The following is a 23,345-nucleotide window of genomic DNA, read 5'->3' on the forward strand; positions in this document are numbered from 1 at the left end:
CTGACGAGCTCCTTCCCCCGCGGGAAGAGGTCGGACTGCCCCGAATTGCCCTTCGCAATTCGGGGCAGGTGAGGGGCTCTGCCCAATGCTACTCCAATTGTTATTGGACTAACGCGCTCCAACGGTCTTTCCTGGGTGTCCCCCCGCCTTGGAGACCCACCATGCATCTCACCCGCCGGACGCTGATCGCCGTCAGCTTTGCGCTCACTGTTGCCTTCACACCATCGGCCGCCGTTTTTGCGGCTTCGCCGGCTCCCGCCAAGGGCGAGCACGGCATGGTGGTGACCGCCCAGCATCTCGCCACCGAAGTCGGCGTCGACGTGCTGAAGAAGGGCGGCAACGCCGTCGATGCGGCGGTCGCCGTCGGCTATGCGCTGGCCGTCGTCTATCCGAATGCCGGCAATATCGGCGGCGGCGGTTTCATGACCATCCGCTTGAAGGACGGCCGTTCGACCTTCATCGATTTCCGCGAGCGCGCGCCCCTTGCGGCGACCAAGACGATGTATCTCGATAAGGAGGGCAAGCCGATCAAAGGTGCCAGCCTCGACGGTTATCTCGCCGTCGGCGTGCCTGGTTCGGTGGCCGGCTTCGAGATGGCGCGCGAGAGATACGGGACCTTGTCCAGACAGGATCTCATGGCCCCGGCGATCGCCTATGCCAAGGACGGCTTCGTCCTCAACCAGGGCGACGCGGCCTCCTTCGCCGGCGGCGCCGACCGGCTGGCCAAGGATCCGGCAGCGGCCGCTATTTTTCTGAAAAAAGACGGGAAGCCCTATGGCATCGGCGAGAAGCTAGTTCAGTCGGACCTTGCGGCCTCGCTCTCGGCGATCTCCGAGAAAGGCCCCGATGCCTTCTACAAGGGGCCGATTGCCGACGCGATCGTCAAGGCGAGCGGCGCCAAGGGCGGCATCCTCGCCAAAGGCGATTTCGAGCAATACGCGGTGCGCGAGCTGAAGCCGGTGACCTGTTCCTATCGCGGCCACGAGATCATCTCCTCGCCGCCGCCGAGTTCGGGCGGCGTCATCATCTGCGAAATCCTCAATGTGCTCGAAGGCTATCCGCTGTCCTATCTCGGAGCCGGCTCGGCCGAGACCGTCCACGTCATGGTCGAGGCCATGCGTCATGCCTATGTCGACCGCAATTCGGCGCTCGGCGATCCGGATTTCGTCGACAATCCGGTCTCGAAACTGCTCGACAAGGGCTATGCCAAGGACATCCGCGACAAGATCGATCCGTTCCGCGCCGGCGTCTCGAAGGACTTGATGCCCAAGGGCTTCGGCGAGTCGAAGGAAACCACCCATTATTCTATCATCGACAAGGACGGCAACGCGGTAGCCGTCACCTATACGCTCAATGGTTCCTTTGGCGCCGGCGTCGTCGCCGACGGCACCGGGATCCTGCTCAACAACGAAATGGACGATTTCACCCAGAAGCCCGGCGTGCCCAACCTCTACGGACTGGTCCAAGGCGAGGCCAACGCGATCCAGCCGAAGAAGACGCCGCTGTCCTCGATGAGCCCGACCGTCGTTGTGAAGGACGGCAAGCCGTTCATGGTCATCGGCAGCCCGGGTGGCTCGCGCATCATCACCATCACGCTGGAGGCGATCGTCAACGTCATCGACCACGGCATGAACATTCAGGAGGCGATCGACGCCCCGCGCATCCACCATCAATGGCTGCCCGACACCGTCTATGTCGAGCCTTTCGGGCTTTCTCCCGACACCGAAAGGCTGCTTGCCGGCATGGGCTATCATCTCGATCTCAGCGACCAGACCTGGGGCCAGGCGGCCGGCATCCTTGTCGGCGGCAAGAGCCTGGCGGAGATCGAGAAAGGTGGCGGCGCCCGCTACAACGGAGCCATCGACAGCCGCGCCGCTTCCGGCGAGGCGCTGGGCTACTGACTACACGACAAGGGTGATGGTTGAGGCAATCAGCAGCACCGCGGCAATGCCGACGAACAGCGCATAAATGCGCGGCCGGTCAATCAGCAGCGCGTTGCCCGAAATCCAGGCCGAAGTGGCGCCGCCCAACGCAAACAGGAAGCCGTTGCGGTGGCCGAAGGTCATCGAGGCGGCCATCAGGCCGCCGATGATCAGCGCGCCGAACACGATGATGACGGCAACGGCATATTTCTCGAAATCATTGCCGCTGCCCATCGCCGGTCCCATGGCGTTGAGATTCGGCAGATCGTCCGGATCAAAGGGGCTGGCCGAGCCGTATTCGTCTTGACCGAGGGATTCGCGCATCATTCGTTCTCCGCTGAGCGGCAACAAACCATCAACGCTAGCCAAGTGCAACCGGCAACGCCACCGCCATCACGCGTTCGCCACCCGGCTGGTGCCAACGTGCCACGGTTTCCTGGATAGCCTCAACGCCGAGGGCTTCGATCGGGTTCCACAAGCTTGATCTCTCTGGAAAAATCGCTGCGCACGATGCCGTGCCGCTGCAGCTTGTCGTAGAAGGTCTTGCGCGGAATGCCAAGCGCCTCGATCGTACGCCGGACATCGCCGCCATTGCGGCCAAGTGTCTCGCGGATGATCTCGGCCTCGTAGCGCTCCAGCCGTTCCGGCAAGGGCATCGAGACGTCCAAATCTGTCGGCTGAGCGGCGGGGCTGCTGCCGATCTCTTCCAGTCCGAGCACGAAGCGCTCGGCAAAATGGGCGAGCTCGCGGACATTGCCCGGCCAGTCGTGTTCGCGCAGATGGCGCTGGACGGCGGCCGGCGCCGCGGGCACCTGGCGATGAAAGCGGGCAGCGGCGCGCTCGGCGAAATACCCGAACAGCAACGGCACATCGTCCCGGCGCTCGCGCAGCGGCGGGATCGAAAGCGTCACCACATTGAGCCGATAATAGAGGTCTTCGCGGAAATTGCCGCGCTGGCCGGGATCGCCGAGATCGATCTTGGCGGCGGCAACGACGCGCAGGTCGACCGGCCGGATTTCGTTGGTGCCGAGTGGCGTCACCTCGCGCATTTCGAGCACGCGCAGCATCTGCACCTGAGTGGAGGGCGGCATGCTTTCGATCTCGTCGAGGAACAGCGTGCCGCCGCTCGAATGCTCGATGCGGCCGACGCGCTTCTTCTGCGCGCCGGTGAAGGCGCCGGCCTCATGGCCAAACAATTCGCTTTCGATCACTGTCTCCGGCAACGTGCCGCAATTGAGCGCGACGAAATTGCCCTTGGCGCGGCGGCTCCAGCGATGCAGCAGGCTCGCCACCACCTCCTTGCCCGAGCCTGTCTCGCCGGTCACCAGCACATCGACATCGGTGTCGGCGATCTGTCTCAGCGTGCGGCGCAGCCGCTCCATAGCCGGTGTCTGGCCGATCAGCGGAAGGCCTTCCTGCGCCTGCTCGGCCGCTTCGCGCAAGGCGCGGTTCTCCATCACAAGACGGCGCTTTTCCGCGGCGCGCCATACACTTTGCGCCAGCCGGTCGGCCGCGAAGGGCTTGGTGATGAAGTCATAGGCGCCGTCCTTCATCGCCTTTACCGCCATGGCGATATCGCCGTGCCCGGTGACGAGGATGACGGGGATATCCGGGTCAAGGTCGACCACGAGGTCGAAAAGCTGCAGGCCGTCCATTTCGGGCATGCGGATGTCTGACACCAAGACGCCGGCAAAGCCGGCATCGAGGCCGACGAGTGCCTCGCTTGCCGAGGAAAAGGCAGACACGGCAAAACCGGCAAGTTCGAGCGTCTGCTTCGTCGCCTTGAGCAGGTCGCTATCGTCATCGATCAGGATGACCGGATTGCCGTCTGTCATGTCGGGTCAGCCTTCGAGAGATGGATGGTGAAGCGGGTGCCGCTCCCGTTGCTCGTCACCTCGATGCGCCCGCCATAGTCGGCGACGATGTCCTTCGAGATGACGAGCCCGAGCCCCAAGCCCTTTTCCTTCGAGGTATTGAAAGGCGTGAACAGCGATTTCAGGATCGCCGGCGGAATCCCCGGTCCGTTATCGGATACGATCAGCGCGACGCCGTCGGCGGTTTCCGCGGCGGACACTTCGACCCGAGCACCGTCACGACCGTCGAGCGCTTCCAGCGCGTTCTGGAACAGGTTGATCAGCACCTGCTCCAACCGCAGCCGGTTGCCCATCACTTTCATCGTCGCCGGTGGCAGCGTGATCGCCAGCGCGTCCAGCCGGCCGGCAAAGCGGCTCCTTAGCAGCACCACGGCGCCTTCGATGACGCTGCGCAACTCGACCGGCTCGGCGGCGGTGCGACCCTTGCGGGCGAAAGCTTTCAGCTCCTCGGTGATGGAGCCGATGCGTTCTGTCAGCGCAGCGATGGCGCCGAGATTTTCCTCCGCCGACGCCGGCTGCTTGCGTTCCAGGAAAACGCGCGCATTGTCGGCATAGGCGCGGATGGTCGCCACCGGCTGGTTGATCTCATGCGCGACGCCCGCGGCAACCTGGCCGAGCGTCGCCAGGCGGTTGGCCTGCACCAGCTCCTGCTGCATGACCTGCAGCTTGGCTTCGGTGCTGCGGTGGTCGGCGATCTCGGCCTGCAGCCGGTCGCGTGCGAGGCTGAGGTCCTGCGTGCGCTCGACGACGCGCCGTTCGAGTTCGGCGCGCGCCGCCTGCTCGGCAGCGATCCGCATCTGCGCGGACTGCCGGCGCCACAACAGATAGGCGGCCAAAGCGAGCAGCGGGACAAGGACGCCGAGGGCCAACAAACGCATTTCGCGCTGCGCCGCCGCGATCGGCGCTTCCGCCGGCACGAGATAGTCGAGGCGCCATGGCGTCGACGGCACGGCGGTGGATAGCCGCAGATACTCTGCGTCGCTGCCGCCGGGCGTGATGGCGTGCACCAACGCGACATCGGGGCTGAGCGGTTGCGGCCTCGTGACGGGCAACGGCACCAGCGGAGCCTCGCCGAACTGCTGGCTGGCGCGGATGTCGGCCGCGACTGGAGCGGCCAGCGGCGCCGTCGTCATGAAGCGCCAGGAGGGCACGCTGGTGATCAGCACCACCCCATGCTCGTCGCTGACATAGGCCGGGCGGTTCGCCTCGTGCCAGTCGGCTTCGAGCTGGTCGAACTCCATCTTGACCACGACGACGCCGAGCGGGGCCGCCGCACTCCCGACACGGCGCGAAATGTAGAGGCCCGGGCGCTTGCTGACATTGCCGAGCGCGAAATACTCGGCCGTGCCGGATTGCATGGCGCCCGAGAAATAGGCGCGAAAACCGTAGTCATTGCCGACAAAGCTAACCGGCTCGCGCCAGTTGCTGGAAGCGATGGCCAGCCCGTCCGGGCCGGTGACGTAAAGCACCGAGGCCTTGGTGCCCGAAACCAGCCCTTCGAGCTTGCGGTTCAGCACGTCGATCGAGGCGGGGCTGCGCTCAGCGAGCGCGTCATGCACCTGCTGGTCTTCGGACAGAAGCAGCGGCAGCGCGCGCGGGTTTTCGAGCACCGCACGCAGCAGCGCCACCTTGAGATTGGCGTCGGTCCGCCCTTGCGCCGACAGCGCCTCGATCTCGGTCGAGCGTCCGTAGAGGCCGGCGCCATAGAGCGCTGCAAAGACGATGAGAAGCGCCACCGCCGCAAACAGCAGCCAGGCGCGCCGCGCCCGCCCGGCGAGCAGTTCGGGCGTCGAAGCGAGGGCAGCGGCGGGGCGTTGCAGCATCGCCCATTTGTGCATGATTTCGCACAAAGCACAATTCGAGCTATGCGGATCGCCGCACTGCGCTGTCGAATGGCAAAGCGCGTTGCGTCAGAAAACCAAACAAAATCAATGCTCGACGCCTCAAGGCGCAATCTGGCACGGCCGTTGCAAATGCATCCGCAGCAGCCGCGAGGCTGTGAAGGTCAACTGCCCCGGGAGGTCGAGCTTCTCGATCGGGGCCGAACGGAGGACATCATGCAGACGGCAATCGCTGCCGCGGAACCGCGCGGCAAAGTTCCCTTTTATCGGCATCTTTACGTGCAGGTCCTGGCGGCGATCGCCGCCGGCATCCTGCTTGGCCATTTCTATCCCGACATCGGCGCCTCGTTGAAGCCGCTCGGTGATGCCTTCATCAAGCTGGTCAAGATGGTGATCGCGCCAGTAATCTTCCTCACCGTCGCGACCGGCATCGCCGGCGTCTCCGACCTGCACAAGGTCGGCCGGGTCGCCGGCAAGGCGATGATCTACTTCCTCGTCTTCTCGACGCTGGCGCTCATCGTTGGCCTGATCGTGTCAAACGTCGTCCAGCCCGGCGCCGGCATGCACATCAATCCGGCGACGCTCGACGTCTCGAAGGTCTCGACCTTCACCGAGAAGGCGCATGATACGACGATCGTCGGCTTCCTGCTGAACATCATCCCCGACACCATAACCGGCGCCTTCGCCCAGGGCGACATCCTGCAGGTGCTGTTCTTCTCGGTGCTGTTCGGCGTCGCTCTCGCTTTGGTCGGCGAGCGCGCTCGTCCGGTGGTCGACTTCCTGCAGGCGCTGACGGCGCCGATCTTCCGCCTCGTCGCCATCCTGATGAAGGCTGCGCCCATCGGCGCCTTCGGCGCCATGGCCTTCACCGTCGGCAAATACGGCATCGGTGCGATCGCCAATCTCGCCTTCCTGATCGGCACCTTTTACCTGACGTCGCTGCTCTTCGTGCTGATCGTGCTGGGCGCGGTGGCATGGTACAACGGCTTCTCCATCCTCGCGCTGATCCGCTACATCAAGGAAGAGCTGCTCCTGGTGCTCGGCACCTCATCGTCGGAGGCAGCACTTCCCGGCCTGATGGCCAAGATGGAGCGCGCCGGCTGCAATCGCTCGGTGGTCGGTCTTGTCATCCCGACCGGCTATTCTTTCAACCTCGACGGCACCAACATCTACATGACGCTGGCAGCGCTGTTCATCGCCCAGGCGACCGACACGCCGCTCACCTTCGGCGACCAGATCCTGCTGCTGCTCGTTGCCATGCTGAGCTCCAAGGGGGCCGCCGGCATCACCGGCGCGGGCTTCATCACCTTGGCGGCCACGCTTTCGGTCGTGCCTTCGGTGCCGGTTGCCGGCATGGCGCTGATCCTCGGCGTGGACCGCTTCATGTCGGAGTGTCGCGCGCTCACCAACTTCGTCGGCAATGCCGTCGCGACCATCGTCGTGGCGCGCTGGGAAGGCGAGCTCGACCAGCAGCAGTTCGCCGCCGCCATGGCCGGCCAGATGCCGGAGGAGGCAGACCTCGCGCTCTCAGGCGGCCTGCAGCCGGCCTGAGCGATCGAAACAATTCCCGGAAAATTGCCTCGGTGACTTCACCGTAGCCTTCGATCCGGAGTTGCACAGACAACGAGCGTCCACCCAAGCCGAAACAGGCCGTGGCTCTGCCGCGGCCTGTTCTTTTTGTCGGACGCCGCATAGGGTGGCGCGGGCCGGCATTCTTGCCGGTGCATCTAAGCGTGAGGGCCGGCGGATGAGCAGCGCGTTTCCCGAAATCTACCTTGTCCGCCATGGCGAGACGGAATGGAGCGCATCGGGAAAGCATACCGGCCGCACCGACATTCCGTTGACCGCGAAAGGCGAACAGGCCGCACGCGGCGTCGCCGACCGCTTCAAGGAGCAGACCTTCCAGGCGGTCTGGTCGAGCCCATCGCAGCGCGCCTTCGACACCTGCCGGCTGGCCGGCTTCGGCGAGCGCGCGCTCAAGAAGGCCGACCTGCAGGAATGGGATTATGGCGCCTATGAAGGCGTGACGACGAAGGAAATCCTTGCCGGACGTCCCGGCTGGCAGTTGTTTCGCGACGGCTGTCCGGGCGGCGAGACGGCAGCCGATGTCGGCGCAAGGGCCGATGCGATCGTGGCCGAAATCCGGACGGCGGCCGGCAATGTGCTCATCTTCTCGAGCTCGCATTTCCTGCGCGTGCTTGCGGCGCGCTGGATCAGCCTGCCGCCGGAAGGCGGCGAACATTTCGTCCTCGATACCGCGAGCCTCAGCATCCTCGGCTACGAGCACGACCTGACCGAACCGGTCATCCGCCGCTGGAACCAAAAGTAGTTCCGGCCCCTGTTAAGCGGCAAGCATCGCCAGCTCCACGGCCGTTAAATGCCGCGCCTTGCCCTTCGCGAGATCACCCAACTGCAGCCTCCCGATCGCCACCCGCACCAGCCTGAGCACGCCGATGTCGAAGGCGCCGAGCATGCGGCGGATCTGGCGGTTGCGGCCTTCGTCGAGGACTATCTCCAGCCAGGCCGTGCGCCCGCCGCTGCGCAAGAGCGCGATCGAGCTCGCCGTCAGCAATTCCCCGTCGACGACAGCGCCTTGGCGGAACCGCTCGAGCATCTTCTCGTCGGGCACGGAAGCAATCTGCACATGATAGGTCTTGGCGACATGCGAGGCAGGATCGAGCAAGCCGTTCGCCCAGCGCGTGTCGTTGGTCATCAACAGCAGACCTTCGCTCGCTTTGTCGAGACGGCCGACCGGCGACACGAAGGGCAGGTCAAGATCAGCAAGGCAGTCATAGACGGTGCCGCGCCCGTCGGGGTCGTCGCGCGTTGTGACCAGCCCGCGTGGCTTGTTGAGCATCAGATACACTTTTCGTTCCGCGGCGACCTGTGCGCCATCGACTGCGATGCGGTCGCGATCCGGATCGACGCGCAGCGAGGGATCGCGCGCCACCTTGCCGGCAACGCGAACGCGTCCTTCGGCGATCATCAGTTCGGCCTGCTTGCGCGAGCAGAATCCTAGCTTCGACAGCGCTCGGTTGAGGCTGACTTTTCCAGCGATCGGTCGTCGCGGGAATTCGGGAAGCTGTCGTAGGGGCTTGCGTGTCATCGGCCGACAGATGCCATGCCGGGCGACGCCGGCGCAACCTGGCCGCCGTGCTTGCACTTCTCGCATTGCCCTTCGCTCGCAGATCGGCCGCACCTTGATCCCGCGCCAGATCCCGGCCGGCCTGGTCGCCACGCTCGCTGGCGGTCCCGTGCTGATGTGGCTGCTCCGGTGACGAGAAGCGGTGCAGCCAGCGTTTCGGGTGGTGACGAGTACCTGACTTTGCTGAACCGGCAGCGTCGTCGACCGCAATCAAATCACGGTTCCGGCGGAGCGCTCAACCGCCGGTAAGGGACGCCGTCGAAGGTTGCCGTCACGAAGCTCTTCACCGACATCTTGCGCTTATGGCCGTCGCTGCAGGCATAGACCGGCCAGCCGGCCTCGCTGCATTCGCTGGCCGCGCAGAGGCGGGCAAGGCAGTTGCCGACAGTCAGCCGGAAGCCGCCTTTGCCGGCGAAGCCCTGCAGCAGGCTGCCATCGGCCGAGCGCCATGTCCGCTGGCGAAATTCCGGCCGCAGGGCCAAAGGTTCGAGAGGGGCGGCGAGATTGGCGGTGCCGGTACGCGCCATGAGCTGAAGACGGTACCGGGCCATCCCGGTCGTATATGCGGTTACGAGGTCGGACTCACCCGAATACGCGGACGCCAGATCGGAGCGGTCGAAGAGAGGAGCCGCTCGCTCGCCTGCTTCTGTTGGCCTCGCAAGGGCAACAAGGGCGACAAGGGCCAAACAAGCTCGCACCATTTTGATTTCCAGCAGCCATGCATCTCCGGCCTGCCAGCGCCCCCGGCTGCCTTCCACACCATCCCGCCAATTGCTGCGCGGTGCAAGCCGCTGCGCCAATAACCCGTGTCACCCATTGGGCGCCGGCGGCAGTTCGAACAGGGTGGCGCCATTCTCCTGTCCCCGCTCGACATAGCCGATGAGCCGAAACCATTTTGCGACGTCCGGTCCATCGAGCCAGCTGCGCGAGTGCACGGGCAGGTTGCCGGCGAGCGCCTGGATGTGGCGGATGTGACGCCTGCAGAAGCGAACGGTTGCCGCTCTGAAGAAGTCCTCCTGCGCGGCAAACAGCGTGTCGGCCGCGTCGCCATGCTCATGCCAGGCGATAAAGGCGACGGCCTGCGCGCCCTCGACCAGCGCATGGGCCCGGCCTTCCTTCAGGTTCATCATCAGATTGTCGTAGGCGGCCTTGCTGTCCTTGCCGGCCGCCAGGTACTCGTCCGACATTCGCTTGGACAGGCCGCGGAAAACATCCTCGAGATCTCCGACCGTCGCTGCGCGTGCTCTCATTTCTCCTCCTGACAGCCCGGCGGGAGTTTGCCCCATGGGAGGAGGATCACCAAGCAAATGAAATCCGCCATGCGCCTGACACGCGCAAATGCATTTCACTTGGCTTAGATGGCCGGTTGCCGCGCTCCCTGCGAGGCGCAGCCTCGATTCCTCAATGGACACAGGTGTCCATTCAAGCTAAGTTCGCCCCGCGCGAAGGTGGACGACTTTGTCGAACCGCGGCAGAACGGGATGGGTTATGGACTTTCGAGGACGGGGCGAGTTGATTGCGCCGGTTCGGTACTCCGCCGCCGATATGGCGTCTCAAGGTTTCTTGGCCCGTTGCACTATCGCTCACGTGATGCGGGCCTGAGCGCATGACAAGGCACTATTCAGCGCTTTCGCTATTCAAGGAAGGCGTCGCCGGCCAGACGGGCTGGGAGAAGGCCTGGCGCTCGCCGGAGCCCAAACCGCGTTACGACGCCGTCATCGTCGGCGGTGGCGGCCACGGCCTCGCCACGGCTTACTATCTCGCAAAGAACCACGGCCTCACCAATGTGGCGGTGCTCGAGAAAGGCTGGATCGGCGGCGGCAACACCGGCCGCAACACAACCGTCGTCCGCTCAAATTACTTCTACCCTGAAAGCGCGGCGATCTACGGATTGGCGCATAGTCTCTACAAGAGGCTATCGAAGGATCTGAACTACAATGTGATGTTTTCCGCGCGCGGCATTCTCACCCTCGCGCATAGCGAAGCGGGAATGGAAACCGCTGCCCGGTCCGTCAACGCCATCCAGGTCAACGGCATCGATTGCGAATTGTTCTCGGTCGAGGACGTCCGCCGGGTGGTGCCGATCTACAATTTCGGCCCGGATGCCCGCTACCCCGTCTATGGCGGCACCTGGCAGCCGAGCGGCGGCACGGCCCGTCATGACGCTGTCGCCTGGGGCTATGCGCGCGCCGCCAGCCGTCTCGGCGTCGACATCATTCAGAACTGCGAGATCAGCGACTTTATCATTGAGAACGGGCGCTGCCGTGGGGTCGTCACGTCGCGCGGCGCAATCCGGGCCGAGCGTACGGGGATGGCGGTGGCCGGCCACTCCTCGGTGCTGGCGGCGAAGGCGGGATTCCGGCTGCCGGTCAATTCCTATGCACTGCAGGCCTGCGTGTCCGAGCCGGTCAAGCCGATCATCGACACGGTGGTGATCTCGCCGGATACGGGCGTCTATGTCAGCCAATCGGACAAGGGCGAACTGGTGATCGGCGGCGCGCTCGACCGCATCCCGTCCTATGGCCAGCGCGGCAACTTGCCGGTGCTGGAAGGCGTGATCGCAGGCATGCTCGAAATGTTCCCGATCTTCGGCCAGCTGAAGATGATGCGGCAATGGGCAGGCATCGTCGACGTCGTCCCCGATTCCTCGCCCATCATCGGCGAATCGCCACTGCCCGGGCTTTTCCTCAATTGCGGCTGGGGCACGGGCGGCTTCAAGGCGATTCCCGCCGGCGGCACGCTGCTTGCCCATTTGCTTGCCACCGGCAGGCACCACGACATCAGCCGGCCTTTCGATCTCGACCGCTTCGCCCGCGGCCGGCTGATCGACGAGGCTGCCGGCTCCGGCATTGCCCATTGAAGGTGTAGAAAAGATGCAGCTCTTTCCCTGTCCGTTCTGCGGGCCGCGCGAAGAAAGCGAGTTTCACTATGGCGGCGAGGCCGGCAATTTGCGGCCCGACGGCGGGGACGTGACGGCCGAGCGCTGGGCCGGCTATCTCCATATGCGCAACAACCCGAAGGGGCCGACTCGCGAGATCTGGATGCACCTGACCTGCGGCGAGTGCTTTGCGATGAGCCGCGACAGCGTCAATCACAAGGTGTCGGGTTCCTCCGTGCTCGGCGACGCGGAGCATGGCGCATGAGCGCTTCGCGTCTTGCCAATGGCGGCTGCGACATCGATCGGGCCCGCCCGCTGAGCTTCACTTTCGACGGCACGCGCGTCGACGGCTTTGCCGGCGACACGATCGCGTCTGCCTTGCTGGCGAGCGGCCGGGCGATCGTCGGCCGCAGCTTCAAATATCATCGGCCGCGTGGCATCTGGGGATCCGGCGTGGAGGAGCCCAACGCGCTGGTCGATGTCGAAAGCGCCGGCGGCCGCGCGCCGAATGCGCGGGCAACGACCGTGCCGGCGCGGGACGGCCTCACGGTCAAGAGCGTCAACGCGTCGCCGACGGCGCTGGCCGACCGCAACGCGGTGCTGGACCGCCTTGCCCGTTTCCTGCCCGCCGCATTCTACTACAAGACCTTCATGTGGCCGGACTGGCACCTGTTCGAGCCGCGCATCCGCGCCATGGCCGGGCTCGGCGTCGTCGACCGCAATTGGAAGCCGCGTCACGTCTCGGACCAGATCAACCACCATTGCGACGTCCTGGTGGTCGGCGCCGGACCGGCCGGCCTCGCCGCGGCTGCCGGCGCGGCGGCAGCCGGGCACTCGGTCGTCCTGGTCGACGACCGGACGCATCCCGGCGGGTCGCTGCGCCACCGTGTAGGCGAAGTCGACGGTGCCAAGGGTGCGGCATGGGTCGATGCCACGGTGGCCCGGCTGAAGAGCAGTGGGCATCTCGTGCTCAGCGATACGACCGCCTTCGGCCTATATGATCACAATCTGGTCGCGCTCAACCAGCTTCACCGCGACGGCCGACCCGACACGCTGTGGCGCGTGCGCCCGCGCCGCATCGTGCTGGCGACGGGCGCGATCGAGCGGCCGGTCCCGTTCGCCAACAACGACCTTCCGGGCATACTCTCCGCTGACGCGGCGTTGAGCTACCTGCGCAGGCATGGCGTCCTTGTCGGCCGGCAGATCGTGGTCGCAACCAACAATGACAGCGCCTACGAGCCGGCCTCGGCGCTGGCTGCGGCCGGCGCTTCGGTGACGGTGGTTGATTGCCGGCGTGAGGGTGGCGTACAGGCGAAGAGCGGTATTCGGGCCCTCGCCGGACGCGCCATTGCAGCGGCGCGCGGCCGCAACGCCGTTCAGAGTGTTCTGCTCGACGACGGTACCGCCCTTGCGGCCGATTGCCTGCTCGTCTCGGGCGGCTGGACACCCACCGTGCATCTGTTCTCGCAGGCAAAAGGCAAGCTCGCCTGGAGCGATCAACTGTCGGCTTTCATTCCCGCAGAAGCGATCGAGGGGATCGGCGTAGCCGGCGCCGTCGCCGGCACGGTCTCGCTTTCCGAGACCTTGGCCAGCGGCCTGGCGGCCCTCGGCGGGTTCGGCTCGGCGCCGCCGGCACCTCGCAGCACTGGCGAGGAAAGAACGCTTGGCGTCGTCAGCCTGTGGCCGAAGCCCAAAGCCAAGGGCCGCGTCTGGATCGACTACCAGAGCGACGTCACCGCCAAGGACGTCGAACTGGCGGCGCGGGAGAATTTTGTCTCCGTCGAGCACCTGAAGCGCTATACGACCCTTGGCATGGCGACCGACCAGGGCAAGACGTCGAACCTGAACGGTCTGGCGCTGCTGGCCGCGGCTACCGGCCGCGCCATCTCGGATGTCGGCATCACCACCTACCGGCCGCCTTTCACGCCTGTGCCGTTCGCCAGCCTGGCGGGAGCGCGTCGGGGCAGCATGCACGCCCCGGTCCGTCGCCTACCGCTGGAGGCAAACCATCGCGCAGCAGGCGGAGTGTTCCAGGAATATGGCGGCTGGCTGAGGCCGGCCTATTACGGAAGCGGCGAAGCCGGAGCCACGATCCAGGAGGATGCGCGGCGCGCCCGGCAGTCCGTTGCGCTCTTCGACGGCTCGACGCTCGGCAAGATCGAGGTGATCGGTCCACGCGCGGCCGAATTCGTCGACTTCATCTATTACAACACCATGTCGACCCTCAAACCCGGCCATTGCCGCTACGGTTTCATGCTGTCGGAAAATGGCGTCGTCTTCGATGACGGTGTGCTGGTTCGTCTCGACGAGCACCGCTTCATCGTCTCCTGCTCGTCGTCGCATGTCGCCGCTGTCCACGCGCGTCTCGAAGAATGGCGGCAGGATCGTTTCGGCCGCGATGCGGTCTATATCCACAACGCCACCGCCCAATACGCCACCCTGACCGTCTCGGGCCCGAACGCGTGCGGGCTGATAGAGGCGCTCGATCTGGGTGCCGCGCTGGACGATGCCAGCCTGCCGCACATGGCGGTTACCGCCGGCCGCTTTGCCGGCGACGAGGTGCGCATTGCCCGGGTCTCCTTCACCGGCGACCGAAGCTACGAGATCTCCATCCGCGCCGACCGGGCCGAGGTGCTCTGGGCAAGAATGCAGCAGGAAGGCCGCGCGTTCGACGCCGTGCTGCTCGGGCTTGAATCCCTGATGATCCTGCGCGCCGAGAAGGGCTTCATCGTCATCGGCAAGGACACCGACGGCAACGTCATGCCGCACGACCTCGGCGTCGCGGGACCGCGGACCAAGCGTACAGGTGAGTTCGTCGGCCGGCGCTCGCTTTTCACCGAAGCGGCGAGCCGAACCGATCGCAATCAGCTTGTCGGCCTGGCTGTCGGCGAAGGCGAGGCGCCGCTGGCGACCGGCGCGCATGGTGTGGAGAAAAGCGGCGACCGGCTCCGGAGCATCGGCTTCGTCACCTCCAGCTATCAAAGCCCGACCCTCGGGCGTCCGGTCGCCCTGGCGCTCATCGAACGGGGTGCCGCGCGGCATGGCCAAACGATCGACGTTCAGCATCTCGGCGTCCTGCGCCGGGCCACCATCGTCGCGCCCTGCGCCTTCGATCCGGAAGGGAGCCGCCTGCATGCGTAACCTTGCCGAAAAATGGCCCCCAGCGCCCGACTGGACCACCGCGGTCCTGAACACGGACGGGATTAGCGTGCGCACATTGGACGGGCTGAACCAGCTTCTGGTCAGCGGCGACCTGACGGCTTGGGCGCAGGCTTCGGGTCTCGCGGGGGAAGGGGTCGAAGCCGGCACGGTTGCCAACAGCGACAAATACATGGTGCGCATCGCGCGCGATCGCATTCTCGCCGTGAGCGGACGGCCATTACCCGTCGCGGCCGGCTGGCACGCGGCCGGTTTCGCGGTCACGGTCATGGATGCCGGGCTGCATGTCTTCGAGATCAAAGGGCCGGGATTGGCCGGTCTGGTCGCCAGGGGAACGGCGCTCGATCCGAGGCAGGCAAGTCCCTCGGCTTCGATCCTTTTTGCCGGCGCCGGCGTTCTCTTCTACCGGTTCGGCAACCCCGATCGGGCGCGTGTGCACGTCGACCGGAGCATTGCCCCGTATCTTTGGGAGTGGCTCGAACAGGTGCAAGTATTGTAGCGGGGGCGGTTTCAGGTCTATCTAGCCGGCATTCAAACCTGGCCGGCCCGACATGCCTTCCGATTCCAGTGCAGATGCAGTCGTGCGACGGTCCGGTCTGATCGGCAACACCAAGGTGACGCGCGAGGACTGGATGAAGCTCGCGCTGGAGACGTTGATCTCCGAAGGCGTGGAGGCGGTGCGCGTCCTCGCGCTCGGGCAGAAGCTGAACGTCTCCCGTTCCAGTTTCTACTGGTACTTCAAGAGCCGTCAGGACCTGCTCGATCAGCTTCTCGACTATTGGCGCAACAACAACACCCGTTTCATCCTCGAGCAGGCCGGCCGGCCCGCCGCGTCGATAACTGAGGCCGTGCTCAATGTCTTCGAGTGCTGGCTGGATGAGAGGCTGTTCAATCCGCGCTTGGACTTCGCCGTGCGTGCCTGGTCGCGCCAGTCCGCCAAGGTCCATCGTATCGTGAACGAGGAAGACGATGCGCGGGTCGGTGCCATCCGGGCGATGTTTTTGCGGCACGGTTACGCAGACACCGAAGCCTTCGTGCGGGCGCGCGTGCTGTACTTCACGCAGATCGGCTATTACTCGCTCGAGATCGTCGAGCCGGTGAGCAACCGTCTGTCTCTGACGCCGGCCTACCTGCTCACGCACACCGGCAAGCAACCTCGCCAGGGCGAGGTGGAGGCCTTCGCCGAAAAGGTGCGGGTGCGAACCGGCAGTTGACCATGGCCGACTGCTCGGCGGTCCGCAGCGCCGTCACCTGCAAACGTTTCTCAAACACGTTTCAGCGCTGCGAGATCGGAAATCGTCTTCCTGATGACCGCTTCCACCTTCGACCGTTCCTCGCCGCCGATCGGCAGGCGCGGCTTTCGAACGTGTTCCGGAGCGCCGTACACCAGATGCTCGGCGAATTTGATGTACTGCACCAGCTTGACGTCCGTATCGAGATGAAATGCCGGCGTCATCAGCCGATAGAGCGGAAGCGCTACCGCATAATCGCCGTTGTGGGCGGCGTTGAACAGCGATACGCACTCGGCCGGCCATGCATTGGTCATGCCCGAAACCCAGCCGGCGACACCGAGCGTCAGGCTTTCAAGGATAAGATCGTCGACGCCGCAAAAGATGTCGAAACGGTCGCCGAAGGCGTTGAACAGGTCGGTTACCCTGCGGATATCGCCGGTCTCTTCCTTGATGGCGACGATGCCAGGAACATCGACCAGCGCCTTCAGCGTCTCGACGTCGACGTCGACCTTGTAGGCGAGCGGATTGTTGTAGATCATCACCGGCAGGTCGCTGGCCTCGGCCACGGTCTTGTACCATGCCACCGTCTCATGGCGGTCGGTGCGATAGGCGAGACTGGGGAAGGTCATCAGCCCCTCGGCTCCGAGCTTCTGGTAGTTGCGAGCCGCCGCGGCCGCGTCGTCGGTGGACAATTCCGCAAGACCGGAGAGCAGCGGCACCCGTCCCGCCACGACTTCCCTGGCTGCTGCAACCACGGCATCGCGCTCGGCCTGTGTCAGCGTGGCATTCTCGCCAAGCATGGGCAGGACGATTTCGCCCGACACGCCGTTCTGAACAAGCCGCTCGATGCTGGCTTGCGTGGCTTTCAGGTCGACTGCGCCGGAAGCCTGCATCTTGGTCGTCACTGCTGGAAACACGCCGCTCCAGGTCATGGAATGCTCCTTGGTTGGGGTGTGGCCGGCGGAGGCGTCATAGAAGGGACGCATGCCGTATCGCCGGTCGGCACCAGCTTCCCATTTCTAACGCCACATGTTGACCTGCCAAGCCGCAAATGCGTCTTCGCCATAGCCCAGCGGTTTGTCGCGAAAAAACCGCCGCCGACCGTCAGCGGCCTATTGCAGCGGATGCCGATGCGATCGGCGCCAGCAGCAGCATGCCAAGAGCCGGGCGCATAAGACGGCTGCTTCGGGTAACGGCGCCTAACCGGTCGCCAAGGCGCGCGCCGCTCTGGTCAGGCCGTCACGTAAATGCTCCCGGCCTCGACGGTGACTGGGAACGTCCGCGCGCGAACGGACGGGTTGACCAGGGCCGCACCCGTCTGGATGTCGAACTCCCACCCATGCCAGGCGCAGCGAACGATTTCGTTCTCGCGGTGGTAGATGAATTCGGGTCCCTCGACGGGAGCGGTCGTTCCGCATTGCGGCCCTTCGCAAAGCGGAGCGCCTCGGTGAGGACAAACATTCAGCAGCGCATGGAAACTATCGCCGATCCGGAACACGCCGATCGACAGGCTGCGCACCTTGGCGATGAATGGCGTCCCGACCTGGATCTCGTCGGCGCGACAAATATACGTCTTCTCGGCCATTTGGGTCCTCGTCACGCTGCCGCGGCGGCTTGCGGGCGGGGGATCCGCTTGTAGACGTCCAGCGCATTCTGGCCGAGCACCTTGCCGCGCCATTCCGGCGGGATGTGCAGCGTGTTGACGTCATCGTAATCCCAATGCGGGTAGTCGGACGCAAACAGCAGCGTGTTCTCCCCGTCCATCGCCTCCAGGATCGCCCAGAGGTGTTTGGCGTTCGACGGTTGCTCCAATGGTTGCGTGGAGAAGCGTATGTTGCGTCGACAATATTCCGACGGCAGCATCTTCAGCCATGGCGTCTCCTTGCGCAGGGCTTTGTAGTCGGCGTCAAGTCGCCAGAGCACCGACGGCACCCAGGCGATGCCGCACTCGATGACGACAAAGTAAAGATCCGGCCATTTTTCGAACACACCATGCGCGATCATGCTCGCGACATGCGACATGGCCGACATGTGCAGGATCGCATGGGTCTCCCAGAAGAAAGTCGTGGGCGCGGGCGCGACGGCATTCCAGTTGATGCCGCCATGCCCGCCAAGATGTATGGCGAACGGCAAGCCGACCTCGGCACAGGCCTCGAAGATCGGGTGATAGAACGGATCGCCATACGGCCGCACCGAGCCTTGGGAGGCCAGAACTTGCGCCATCCGGGGATGCGCGCCGAGCCGCCGGATCTCCGCCGCCGCAAGGCGTGGGTCCTGCGGCGCGATGACGATGGAGCCCATCAAGCGGCTGTCTTTCGGCAGCCATTCATTGATCTGATAGTCGTTATAGGCGCTTACCAGCGCGCTGGCGTAATAGGGATTTGCCAGCGTCGAAGCCTCGATCGGCTCGTCGCCAGTCAGGATTGCCCTCCGATATTGTATTTATCGAGGTGCTTCTCCTTCATGATCAGGTAATTGTCCGCCTCGACCTTCGGCCGCACGTCCTTCCGGGAGAAATCCTGCGGATGAAACCAGGGGCGATGGCCGTGCGGAAAGGCGCCGACGGGGCCGGTCTTCTCGCCTTCGATGAACATGTCTTTCCAGACGCCGGACAGGTAGGGCTCCAGCACCGTCGCGCTGGACCAGTAATTGTGGCAATCGCAATCGACTATGAACACTTGTCCCTCTTGATGATGCGGGCGCCGCTGAACGCCTCTGGATTCCTGCATCGAACTTCCGCCTTGTCAGTGTTTGGATCAAGCGTATGATCGGGCCGATACGATCGTAAAAATCGATTGGCTGGCCCATGCAGCTGGAACAGGTCGAGACCTTTCTGGACATCATCGAATCGCGGAACTTCAACCGGTCGGCGGAGCGCCTCGGACTGACGCAATCGACGGTCAGCACCCGTATCAAAAATCTAGAAACCGCCGTTGGATCCGAGCTCTTCCACCGCGGCCGCGCCGGTGCCGAGCCGACGGCGGCAGGGCGGCGGTTTGAGGCCTATGCGCGGTCGATGCTGTCGACCTGGTCCCAGGCGCGTCACGATGTGCGCGCCTTCAACAGGTTCGAGGGCAGCCTACGGGTCGCTGCCCAGGTCGGGATGACCCGCTCGATCCTGCCTGGTTGGCTGGAAATGCTGCTGCAAGTCTTGCCCCGGTCCTCGATCCACGTCGAATCCGATTATTCGCCGCAGATGATATCGGATCTAAGCCTGGGAAACCTCGATATTGCCGTTGTTTATGCTCCGCGCTACCTGCCCGAGATCACATATGACCAGCTCATGGTCGAGGAATATGTGATGGTCTCGACCACGGCGCGCAGGCTTTGCGATGTAAGCCCCGACAGTTACATCCGGCCGGGTTACACGGTGGTGCTCGAGAAGGCTCATGCCGAGGCGCTGCCAAACCTGACTGCGTGCCGGCTTTCGATGGGCTCCGAGACGCTTGCGGACAATATGCTGCGGCGGGCCGGCGGCACATGCTACATGCGCGCCGACGATGCGCGACGCTTCGCCGCCGAGCGCCCCTCCCACATCGTGGAAGAAGCTCCAACTCTGCATCAGCCCGTCTACACGGCGGTCCTCGCCCGACGCCGACATGAGCCGATCATTAAGAAGGGCGTCCGCGCGCTTCACCTTGCCGTCATGTCGCTGGAGAGTTGATCGATACAATCGATCGTAAACGGCTGAAGCGCCTCCTGTATCGAATGCAGGCCTGCTGGCAAGTGCTGATCGCATGGCGGCACACCGCCTAAGCGATCTTTATCGCCCTGCAGATTTCTTCGACCAGCATTGCGGCCGAGACCGAGCCGGGGTCCGCATTGCCGAGCGAGCGCTCGCCGAGACGCGCGGCGCGACCGACGGTTGCGATCATGTCGCGCGTCGCTTCCGCGCCCCGGCGGGCAGCGGCGGCTATGGCATCGGCGTTGCGGCCATTGACTGCCGCGTCGGCGGTCGGCCCCCAGGCGTCGAGCATTGTCCTCTGGCCGGGTTCCGCCTTGCCACGCTGGGCGATGCCGTCGCGCATCGCCGCAATGATGGTACGCAACTCGCCGGTCGGCATCGATGCGCGCGGACCCGCGGCCTTGACCGCGCAAAAGCGCGGTTGCGTAGAGCGGTCCGGAGGAGGCGCCGACTGCGTTGAGAAAGCCTTTGGCCGCGGTATTGAATATATCCCGCAGCGTGCCTTCGGCGGCTTGCGCCGCTTCGGCCGCGGCTTTCATGCCTTGTTCCATGGCGACGCCGTGGTCGGCGGGCTTTCAAATCCCCGGACGTGAAGTCCATCTCGCTCAGCTCCGGAACATGGCGCAGTCGCACGGATGGTCGATCATGCGTTGCAATTCGTCATCGAGATCCTTTTCGGCACTTTCTCCGAGCGGATGGCGACGGAACGCGACAGGCTCTGCGCGCTCGACGGAGTGATCGGGGACGCCGGCCATGTCGCGGTTGTGACGACGTGGCACTGGATGGCGGCGAGCCAGTCGCGGGGATGACCCAGCCCGGCTTCAGACCGGAAACAGGAAGGCCGTAGCGGGATCGAAGAAAATCTGCCGTCCCGAAGCGGCATCGGTGCCGCCCGGTTCGGCTGTATCCGAAGTTGGCCTGACGTCGATCTCGTCGCCCGACCCGGTGCGCGCCACGACGCGTCGGCGATCGCCGAAGAAGGCGGTGTCGACGATCTCGACGGCAAGCGATGCATTCCCCTCCATGGGGGTCAGGCGGAACGCTTCCGGCCGCACCATCAGTCTGGCCTTTTGGCCGCGGCCGAGCGCCTGTGTGGCTTTCACGCCCTTGACGATCGAGCCATCGGCCAACCGCACCAAGGCAACGCCGTTCTCTGTTTCGAGGTGCTCCGCCGGCAGGAAGTTGGAATTGCCGATGAAGCCAGCGACGAACTCGCTCGCTGGTCTGAGATAAAGGTCCTCGCCGGTGCCGATCTGCTCGATGCGGCCTTCCTTGAACAAGGCGATGCGGTCGGAAAGGTGCAGCGCCTCTTCCTGGTCGTGCGTGACATAGAGGATGGTGACGCCGGTCTCGCGGTGGATGCGGCGGATCTCGGCCTGGATTTCCTGGCGCAGTTTCTTGTCGAGGGCCGAGAGCGGCTCGTCCATCAACAGGATCGGGGGATCGTAGGCGAGCGCGCGGGCAAGCGCCACGCGCTGCTGCTGGCCGCCGGACAGCGCGCCGGGATAGCGCTCAGCGAATTTTTCCAGGCGCACCAGCGCCAGCATATCGGCGACCTTGCGCTTCACTTCGGCATCCGGCCGGCGGCGCACCCGCAGCGGAAAGGCTACGTTCTCGGCGACGCTCAGATGCGGGAACAGCGTGTAGCGCTGGAACACCATGCCGATGTTGCGCTTGTGCGACGGCACCGAAAGCAGCGACTTGTCTTCCAAAAGCACGTCGCCCGACGTCGGATCCTGGAAACCGGCGATCGCATAGAGCGTCGTCGACTTGCCGGAGCCTGACGGCCCGAGAAAGGTCAGGAATTCGCCCTTCGGCACATCGATGGTGACGTCGTGGACGGCGACGAAGGCGCCGAACGCCTTTCTCACCGCGCGGATGGACAGGAATGGCTGGGTCATCTGGACAGTCTTCTGCGAAGGAGTGCGGTGACGATCATCAGGGCGAGAGTGAGGCCGACGAGCAGGCTGGAGGCGGCGGCGACGACCGGGCTCAGATCGGCACGCAGGCTGCCCCAGATCTTCACCGGCAAGGTCTGCAGGGTCGGGCTCGCCATGAAGATCGCCACCACCACCTCGTCCCATGAGGCGAGGAAGGAAAAGATCGCCGCCGAGAAGATGCCGATGCGGATCGAGGGCAGGGTGATCCTGAGCCTTGCCTGCAGCGGACTGGCGCCGCACACGATCGCCGCGTCCTCGATGGATTTGTCGAAACCTTCGAGCGCGGTGGCGATCGGAATGATGGCGAAGGGCAGCGCCAGGATCGTGTGGGCGATGACGAAACCGATCGTCGTGCCGGCGAGCCCGATGCGCAGGAAAAAGGCGTAGATGGCGATGGCGAAAACCACCACCGGCAGCACCATCGGCGTCAGCAGCAGGCCGCGCAGGAGCTGCCGGCCGCGAAACTCGCCCCTGACCAGGCTAAAGGAGGCGAGCAGGCCGATCAGAACCGCGAGGATGGCGGCCATCGCGGCGATCTTCGCGCTGGTCAAAGCGGCGTCGACCCAGGCCGGGTCGGCGAGCAGTTCCTGATACCATTTCAGCGTCCAGCCGGGTGGCGGAAAGGCCAGCCAGCGCGACGAGCCGAACGACAACAGGACGATGAGGACCACCGGTAACAGAAGGAAAGCCGCGATGAGCGCAGTGAAGCCGGCGAGCGCCGCACGCAGCCATCCGAGCCGGTCGTAGTCGAGCAGCATCTTAGAGCCCTCCGGCGAGGCGCCTGGCGCCGACCATGCGCAATTGGATCGCGTAGAGCACCATGGTGACGGCGAGCAGCACGAAGGCCGCAGCACCTCCGAGCCCCCAGTTGAGCAGCGACTGCACCGTCTGGGCGATCATTTCGGCGAGCATCATGTTCGATGTGCCGCCGAGCAGCGCGGGCGTCACGAAATAGCCGAGCGACATGACGAAGACCATCAGCCCGCCGGCGGCGATGCCGGGCAGCGACAGCGGTAGCAGGATGCGGCGGAATGCCTGCGACGGGCTTGCGCCGCAAAGGGCGGCGGCGCGCAGCGTCATCGGATCGATGGCGCGCAGCGTGCCGACCAGCGGCAGGATCATGAAGGGCAGCATGATGTAGACCATGCCGATGGTGACGCCGGTCAAATTATTGATGAGCGGCAGCGGCTCCTGGATGACGCCGAGCCCCATCAGCGCCCGGTTGATCACACCGGTGCGCTGCAAAAGCACCATCCAGGCATAGGTGCGGGTGAGGAGATTCGTCCACATCGACAGGATGATGATGCCGAAGACGACCGAACCGAGCGCCGGCGGCATGATCGCCAGCATCCAGGCGACCGGAAACGCGACGAGGATGGTCACGACGGTGACGACGGCCGCGACCAGGAAGGTGTTGAGAAACACCCGCACATAAGTGCCGCTGCCGAACAGCGCGGCATAGTTCTGCAGGCCGAGCTCGGGATCGGTGACGCTGCGCAGCAAGAGCGCGACCACCGGCACGACAAAGAACAGGCCGACCAGCACCAAGGCCGGCAGGGCGCCGCCGCTGCCGGCCGGCAGGCCGGCAACCGAGCCGCGGCTGAGGGAGTGTGCTTGCATCGAGCGGTTCCCGTCGTCCCGAAGGGGGCGCGGCTTGCCGCGCCTCCGG

At 64.8% G+C, this 23,345-nt stretch carries 23 protein-coding genes and 1 pseudogene; 11 read left to right on the forward strand and 13 right to left on the reverse strand.

Annotated features, from left to right (window positions below; all coding sequences use genetic code 11):
- The first annotated feature begins 161 nt into the window (after positions 1-161).
- A complete protein-coding gene (ggt, locus tag P9228_RS05395; RefSeq protein ID WP_278052624.1) occupies positions 162-1,901 on the forward strand; it encodes a gamma-glutamyltransferase in 1,740 nt (579 codons plus the stop codon).
- Here ggt and P9228_RS05400 read toward each other — a convergent pair whose 3' ends face one another.
- The 3 genes from P9228_RS05400 to P9228_RS05410 form a co-directional block, all read right to left on the reverse strand.
- Positions 1,902-2,156 (reverse strand): hypothetical protein, encoded by a 255-nt coding sequence (locus P9228_RS05400; RefSeq protein WP_170950361.1) that lies wholly within the window; start codon positions 2,154-2,156, stop codon positions 1,902-1,904. It abuts the gene before it with no gap.
- Between the two features lie 212 nt (positions 2,157-2,368).
- Positions 2,369-3,757, reverse strand: coding sequence for a sigma-54 dependent transcriptional regulator (locus P9228_RS05405; RefSeq protein WP_127241451.1), 1,389 nt, complete (start codon positions 3,755-3,757; stop codon positions 2,369-2,371).
- A complete protein-coding gene (locus P9228_RS05410) occupies positions 3,754-5,619 on the reverse strand; it encodes a sensor histidine kinase (RefSeq protein WP_127241452.1) in 1,866 nt (621 codons plus the stop codon). Before P9228_RS05410 ends, P9228_RS05405 begins: the two co-directional genes overlap by 4 nt.
- A gap of 234 nt (positions 5,620-5,853) precedes the next feature.
- On the opposite strand from P9228_RS05410, the gene P9228_RS05415 reads away from it, so the two are divergent.
- Complete coding sequence (locus P9228_RS05415; protein ID WP_278052625.1) at positions 5,854-7,188, forward strand: dicarboxylate/amino acid:cation symporter; 1,335 nt, start codon at positions 5,854-5,856, stop codon at positions 7,186-7,188.
- A gap of 196 nt (positions 7,189-7,384) precedes the next feature.
- On the forward strand, positions 7,385-7,966 hold the full coding sequence (locus tag P9228_RS05420; RefSeq protein ID WP_278052626.1) for a histidine phosphatase family protein: 582 nt from the start codon (positions 7,385-7,387) through the stop codon (positions 7,964-7,966).
- Positions 7,967-7,978: 12 nt separating this feature from the next.
- Here P9228_RS05420 and P9228_RS05425 read toward each other — a convergent pair whose 3' ends face one another.
- The 3 genes from P9228_RS05425 to P9228_RS05435 form a co-directional block, all read right to left on the reverse strand.
- Positions 7,979-8,743, reverse strand: coding sequence for a pseudouridine synthase (locus P9228_RS05425; RefSeq protein ID WP_278052627.1), 765 nt, complete (start codon positions 8,741-8,743; stop codon positions 7,979-7,981).
- 254 nt (positions 8,744-8,997) lie between these two features.
- Positions 8,998-9,582, reverse strand: a complete 585-nt coding sequence (locus P9228_RS05430) for a hypothetical protein (RefSeq protein ID WP_245307477.1) — start codon at positions 9,580-9,582, stop codon at positions 8,998-9,000.
- 9 nt (positions 9,583-9,591) lie between these two features.
- The gene (locus P9228_RS05435; RefSeq protein ID WP_066993921.1) at positions 9,592-10,032 is read right to left on the reverse strand and encodes a hypothetical protein; all 441 of its coding nucleotides are present in this window, start codon (positions 10,030-10,032) and stop codon (positions 9,592-9,594) included.
- Positions 10,033-10,388: 356 nt separating this feature from the next.
- Between P9228_RS05435 and P9228_RS05440 the strand changes: the two genes are divergently transcribed.
- From P9228_RS05440 to P9228_RS05460, 5 genes are read left to right on the forward strand one after another with little or no spacing between them, the layout of a single operon-like run.
- Positions 10,389-11,642, forward strand: coding sequence for a sarcosine oxidase subunit beta family protein (locus P9228_RS05440; protein WP_278052628.1), 1,254 nt, complete (start codon positions 10,389-10,391; stop codon positions 11,640-11,642).
- 13 nt (positions 11,643-11,655) lie between these two features.
- On the forward strand, positions 11,656-11,925 hold the full coding sequence (locus P9228_RS05445; RefSeq protein WP_067322843.1) for a sarcosine oxidase subunit delta: 270 nt from the start codon (positions 11,656-11,658) through the stop codon (positions 11,923-11,925).
- Positions 11,922-14,801 (forward strand): sarcosine oxidase subunit alpha family protein, encoded by a 2,880-nt coding sequence (locus P9228_RS05450; protein WP_278052629.1) that lies wholly within the window; start codon positions 11,922-11,924, stop codon positions 14,799-14,801. Before P9228_RS05445 ends, P9228_RS05450 begins: the two co-directional genes overlap by 4 nt.
- Positions 14,794-15,318, forward strand: coding sequence for a hypothetical protein (locus tag P9228_RS05455; RefSeq protein ID WP_278052630.1), 525 nt, complete (start codon positions 14,794-14,796; stop codon positions 15,316-15,318). Before P9228_RS05450 ends, P9228_RS05455 begins: the two co-directional genes overlap by 8 nt.
- A 52-nt stretch (positions 15,319-15,370) precedes the next feature.
- Positions 15,371-16,033 carry a TetR/AcrR family transcriptional regulator gene (locus tag P9228_RS05460; protein ID WP_278052631.1) on the forward strand — a complete coding sequence of 221 codons (663 nt, stop codon included), beginning with the start codon at positions 15,371-15,373 and terminating at the stop codon, positions 16,031-16,033.
- Positions 16,034-16,083: 50 nt separating this feature from the next.
- On the opposite strand, the gene P9228_RS05465 is transcribed toward P9228_RS05460, so the two are convergent.
- From P9228_RS05465 to P9228_RS05475, 3 genes and pseudogenes are all read right to left on the reverse strand, one after another.
- Entirely contained in the window at positions 16,084-16,983 is a 900-nt protein-coding gene (locus tag P9228_RS05465) for a dihydrodipicolinate synthase family protein (protein ID WP_278052888.1), read from the reverse strand.
- Between the two features lie 299 nt (positions 16,984-17,282).
- A complete protein-coding gene (locus P9228_RS05470) occupies positions 17,283-17,636 on the reverse strand; it encodes a Rieske (2Fe-2S) protein (RefSeq protein WP_066994002.1) in 354 nt (117 codons plus the stop codon).
- 11 nt (positions 17,637-17,647) lie between these two features.
- A pseudogene (locus P9228_RS05475) lies at positions 17,648-18,729 on the reverse strand (amidohydrolase family protein).
- Positions 18,730-18,857: 128 nt separating this feature from the next.
- On the opposite strand from P9228_RS05475, the gene P9228_RS05485 reads away from it, so the two are divergent.
- Entirely contained in the window at positions 18,858-19,715 is an 858-nt protein-coding gene (locus tag P9228_RS05485; RefSeq protein ID WP_278052633.1) for a LysR family transcriptional regulator, read from the forward strand.
- 88 nt (positions 19,716-19,803) lie between these two features.
- Here P9228_RS05485 and P9228_RS05490 read toward each other — a convergent pair whose 3' ends face one another.
- Entirely contained in the window at positions 19,804-20,115 is a 312-nt protein-coding gene (locus tag P9228_RS05490; RefSeq protein WP_336618889.1) for a DAK2 domain-containing protein, read from the reverse strand.
- 22 nt (positions 20,116-20,137) lie between these two features.
- Here P9228_RS05490 and P9228_RS05495 point away from each other — a divergent pair, with 22 nt between their 5' ends.
- Positions 20,138-20,329 (forward strand): hypothetical protein, encoded by a 192-nt coding sequence (locus P9228_RS05495; RefSeq protein ID WP_278052634.1) that lies wholly within the window; start codon positions 20,138-20,140, stop codon positions 20,327-20,329.
- A gap of 42 nt (positions 20,330-20,371) precedes the next feature.
- Positions 20,372-20,545, forward strand: a complete 174-nt coding sequence (locus P9228_RS05500; protein ID WP_278052635.1) for a hypothetical protein — start codon at positions 20,372-20,374, stop codon at positions 20,543-20,545.
- A gap of 12 nt (positions 20,546-20,557) precedes the next feature.
- Here the strand turns inward: P9228_RS05500 and P9228_RS05505 are convergent, their stop codons facing one another.
- From P9228_RS05505 to P9228_RS05515, 3 genes are read right to left on the reverse strand one after another with little or no spacing between them, the layout of a single operon-like run.
- Entirely contained in the window at positions 20,558-21,637 is a 1,080-nt protein-coding gene (locus tag P9228_RS05505) for an ABC transporter ATP-binding protein (protein ID WP_278052636.1), read from the reverse strand.
- A complete protein-coding gene (locus P9228_RS05510) occupies positions 21,634-22,434 on the reverse strand; it encodes an ABC transporter permease (RefSeq protein WP_278052637.1) in 801 nt (266 codons plus the stop codon). The genes P9228_RS05505 and P9228_RS05510 overlap by 4 nt, the downstream gene beginning before the upstream one ends.
- A gap of 1 nt (position 22,435) precedes the next feature.
- A complete protein-coding gene (locus P9228_RS05515) occupies positions 22,436-23,296 on the reverse strand; it encodes an ABC transporter permease (RefSeq protein ID WP_278052638.1) in 861 nt (286 codons plus the stop codon).
- Positions 23,297-23,345 lie beyond the last annotated feature (49 nt).

Source organism: Mesorhizobium sp. WSM4898, from assembly GCF_029625845.1.
In the GTDB taxonomy this organism is placed as follows: Bacteria; Pseudomonadota; Alphaproteobacteria; order Rhizobiales; family Rhizobiaceae; genus Mesorhizobium.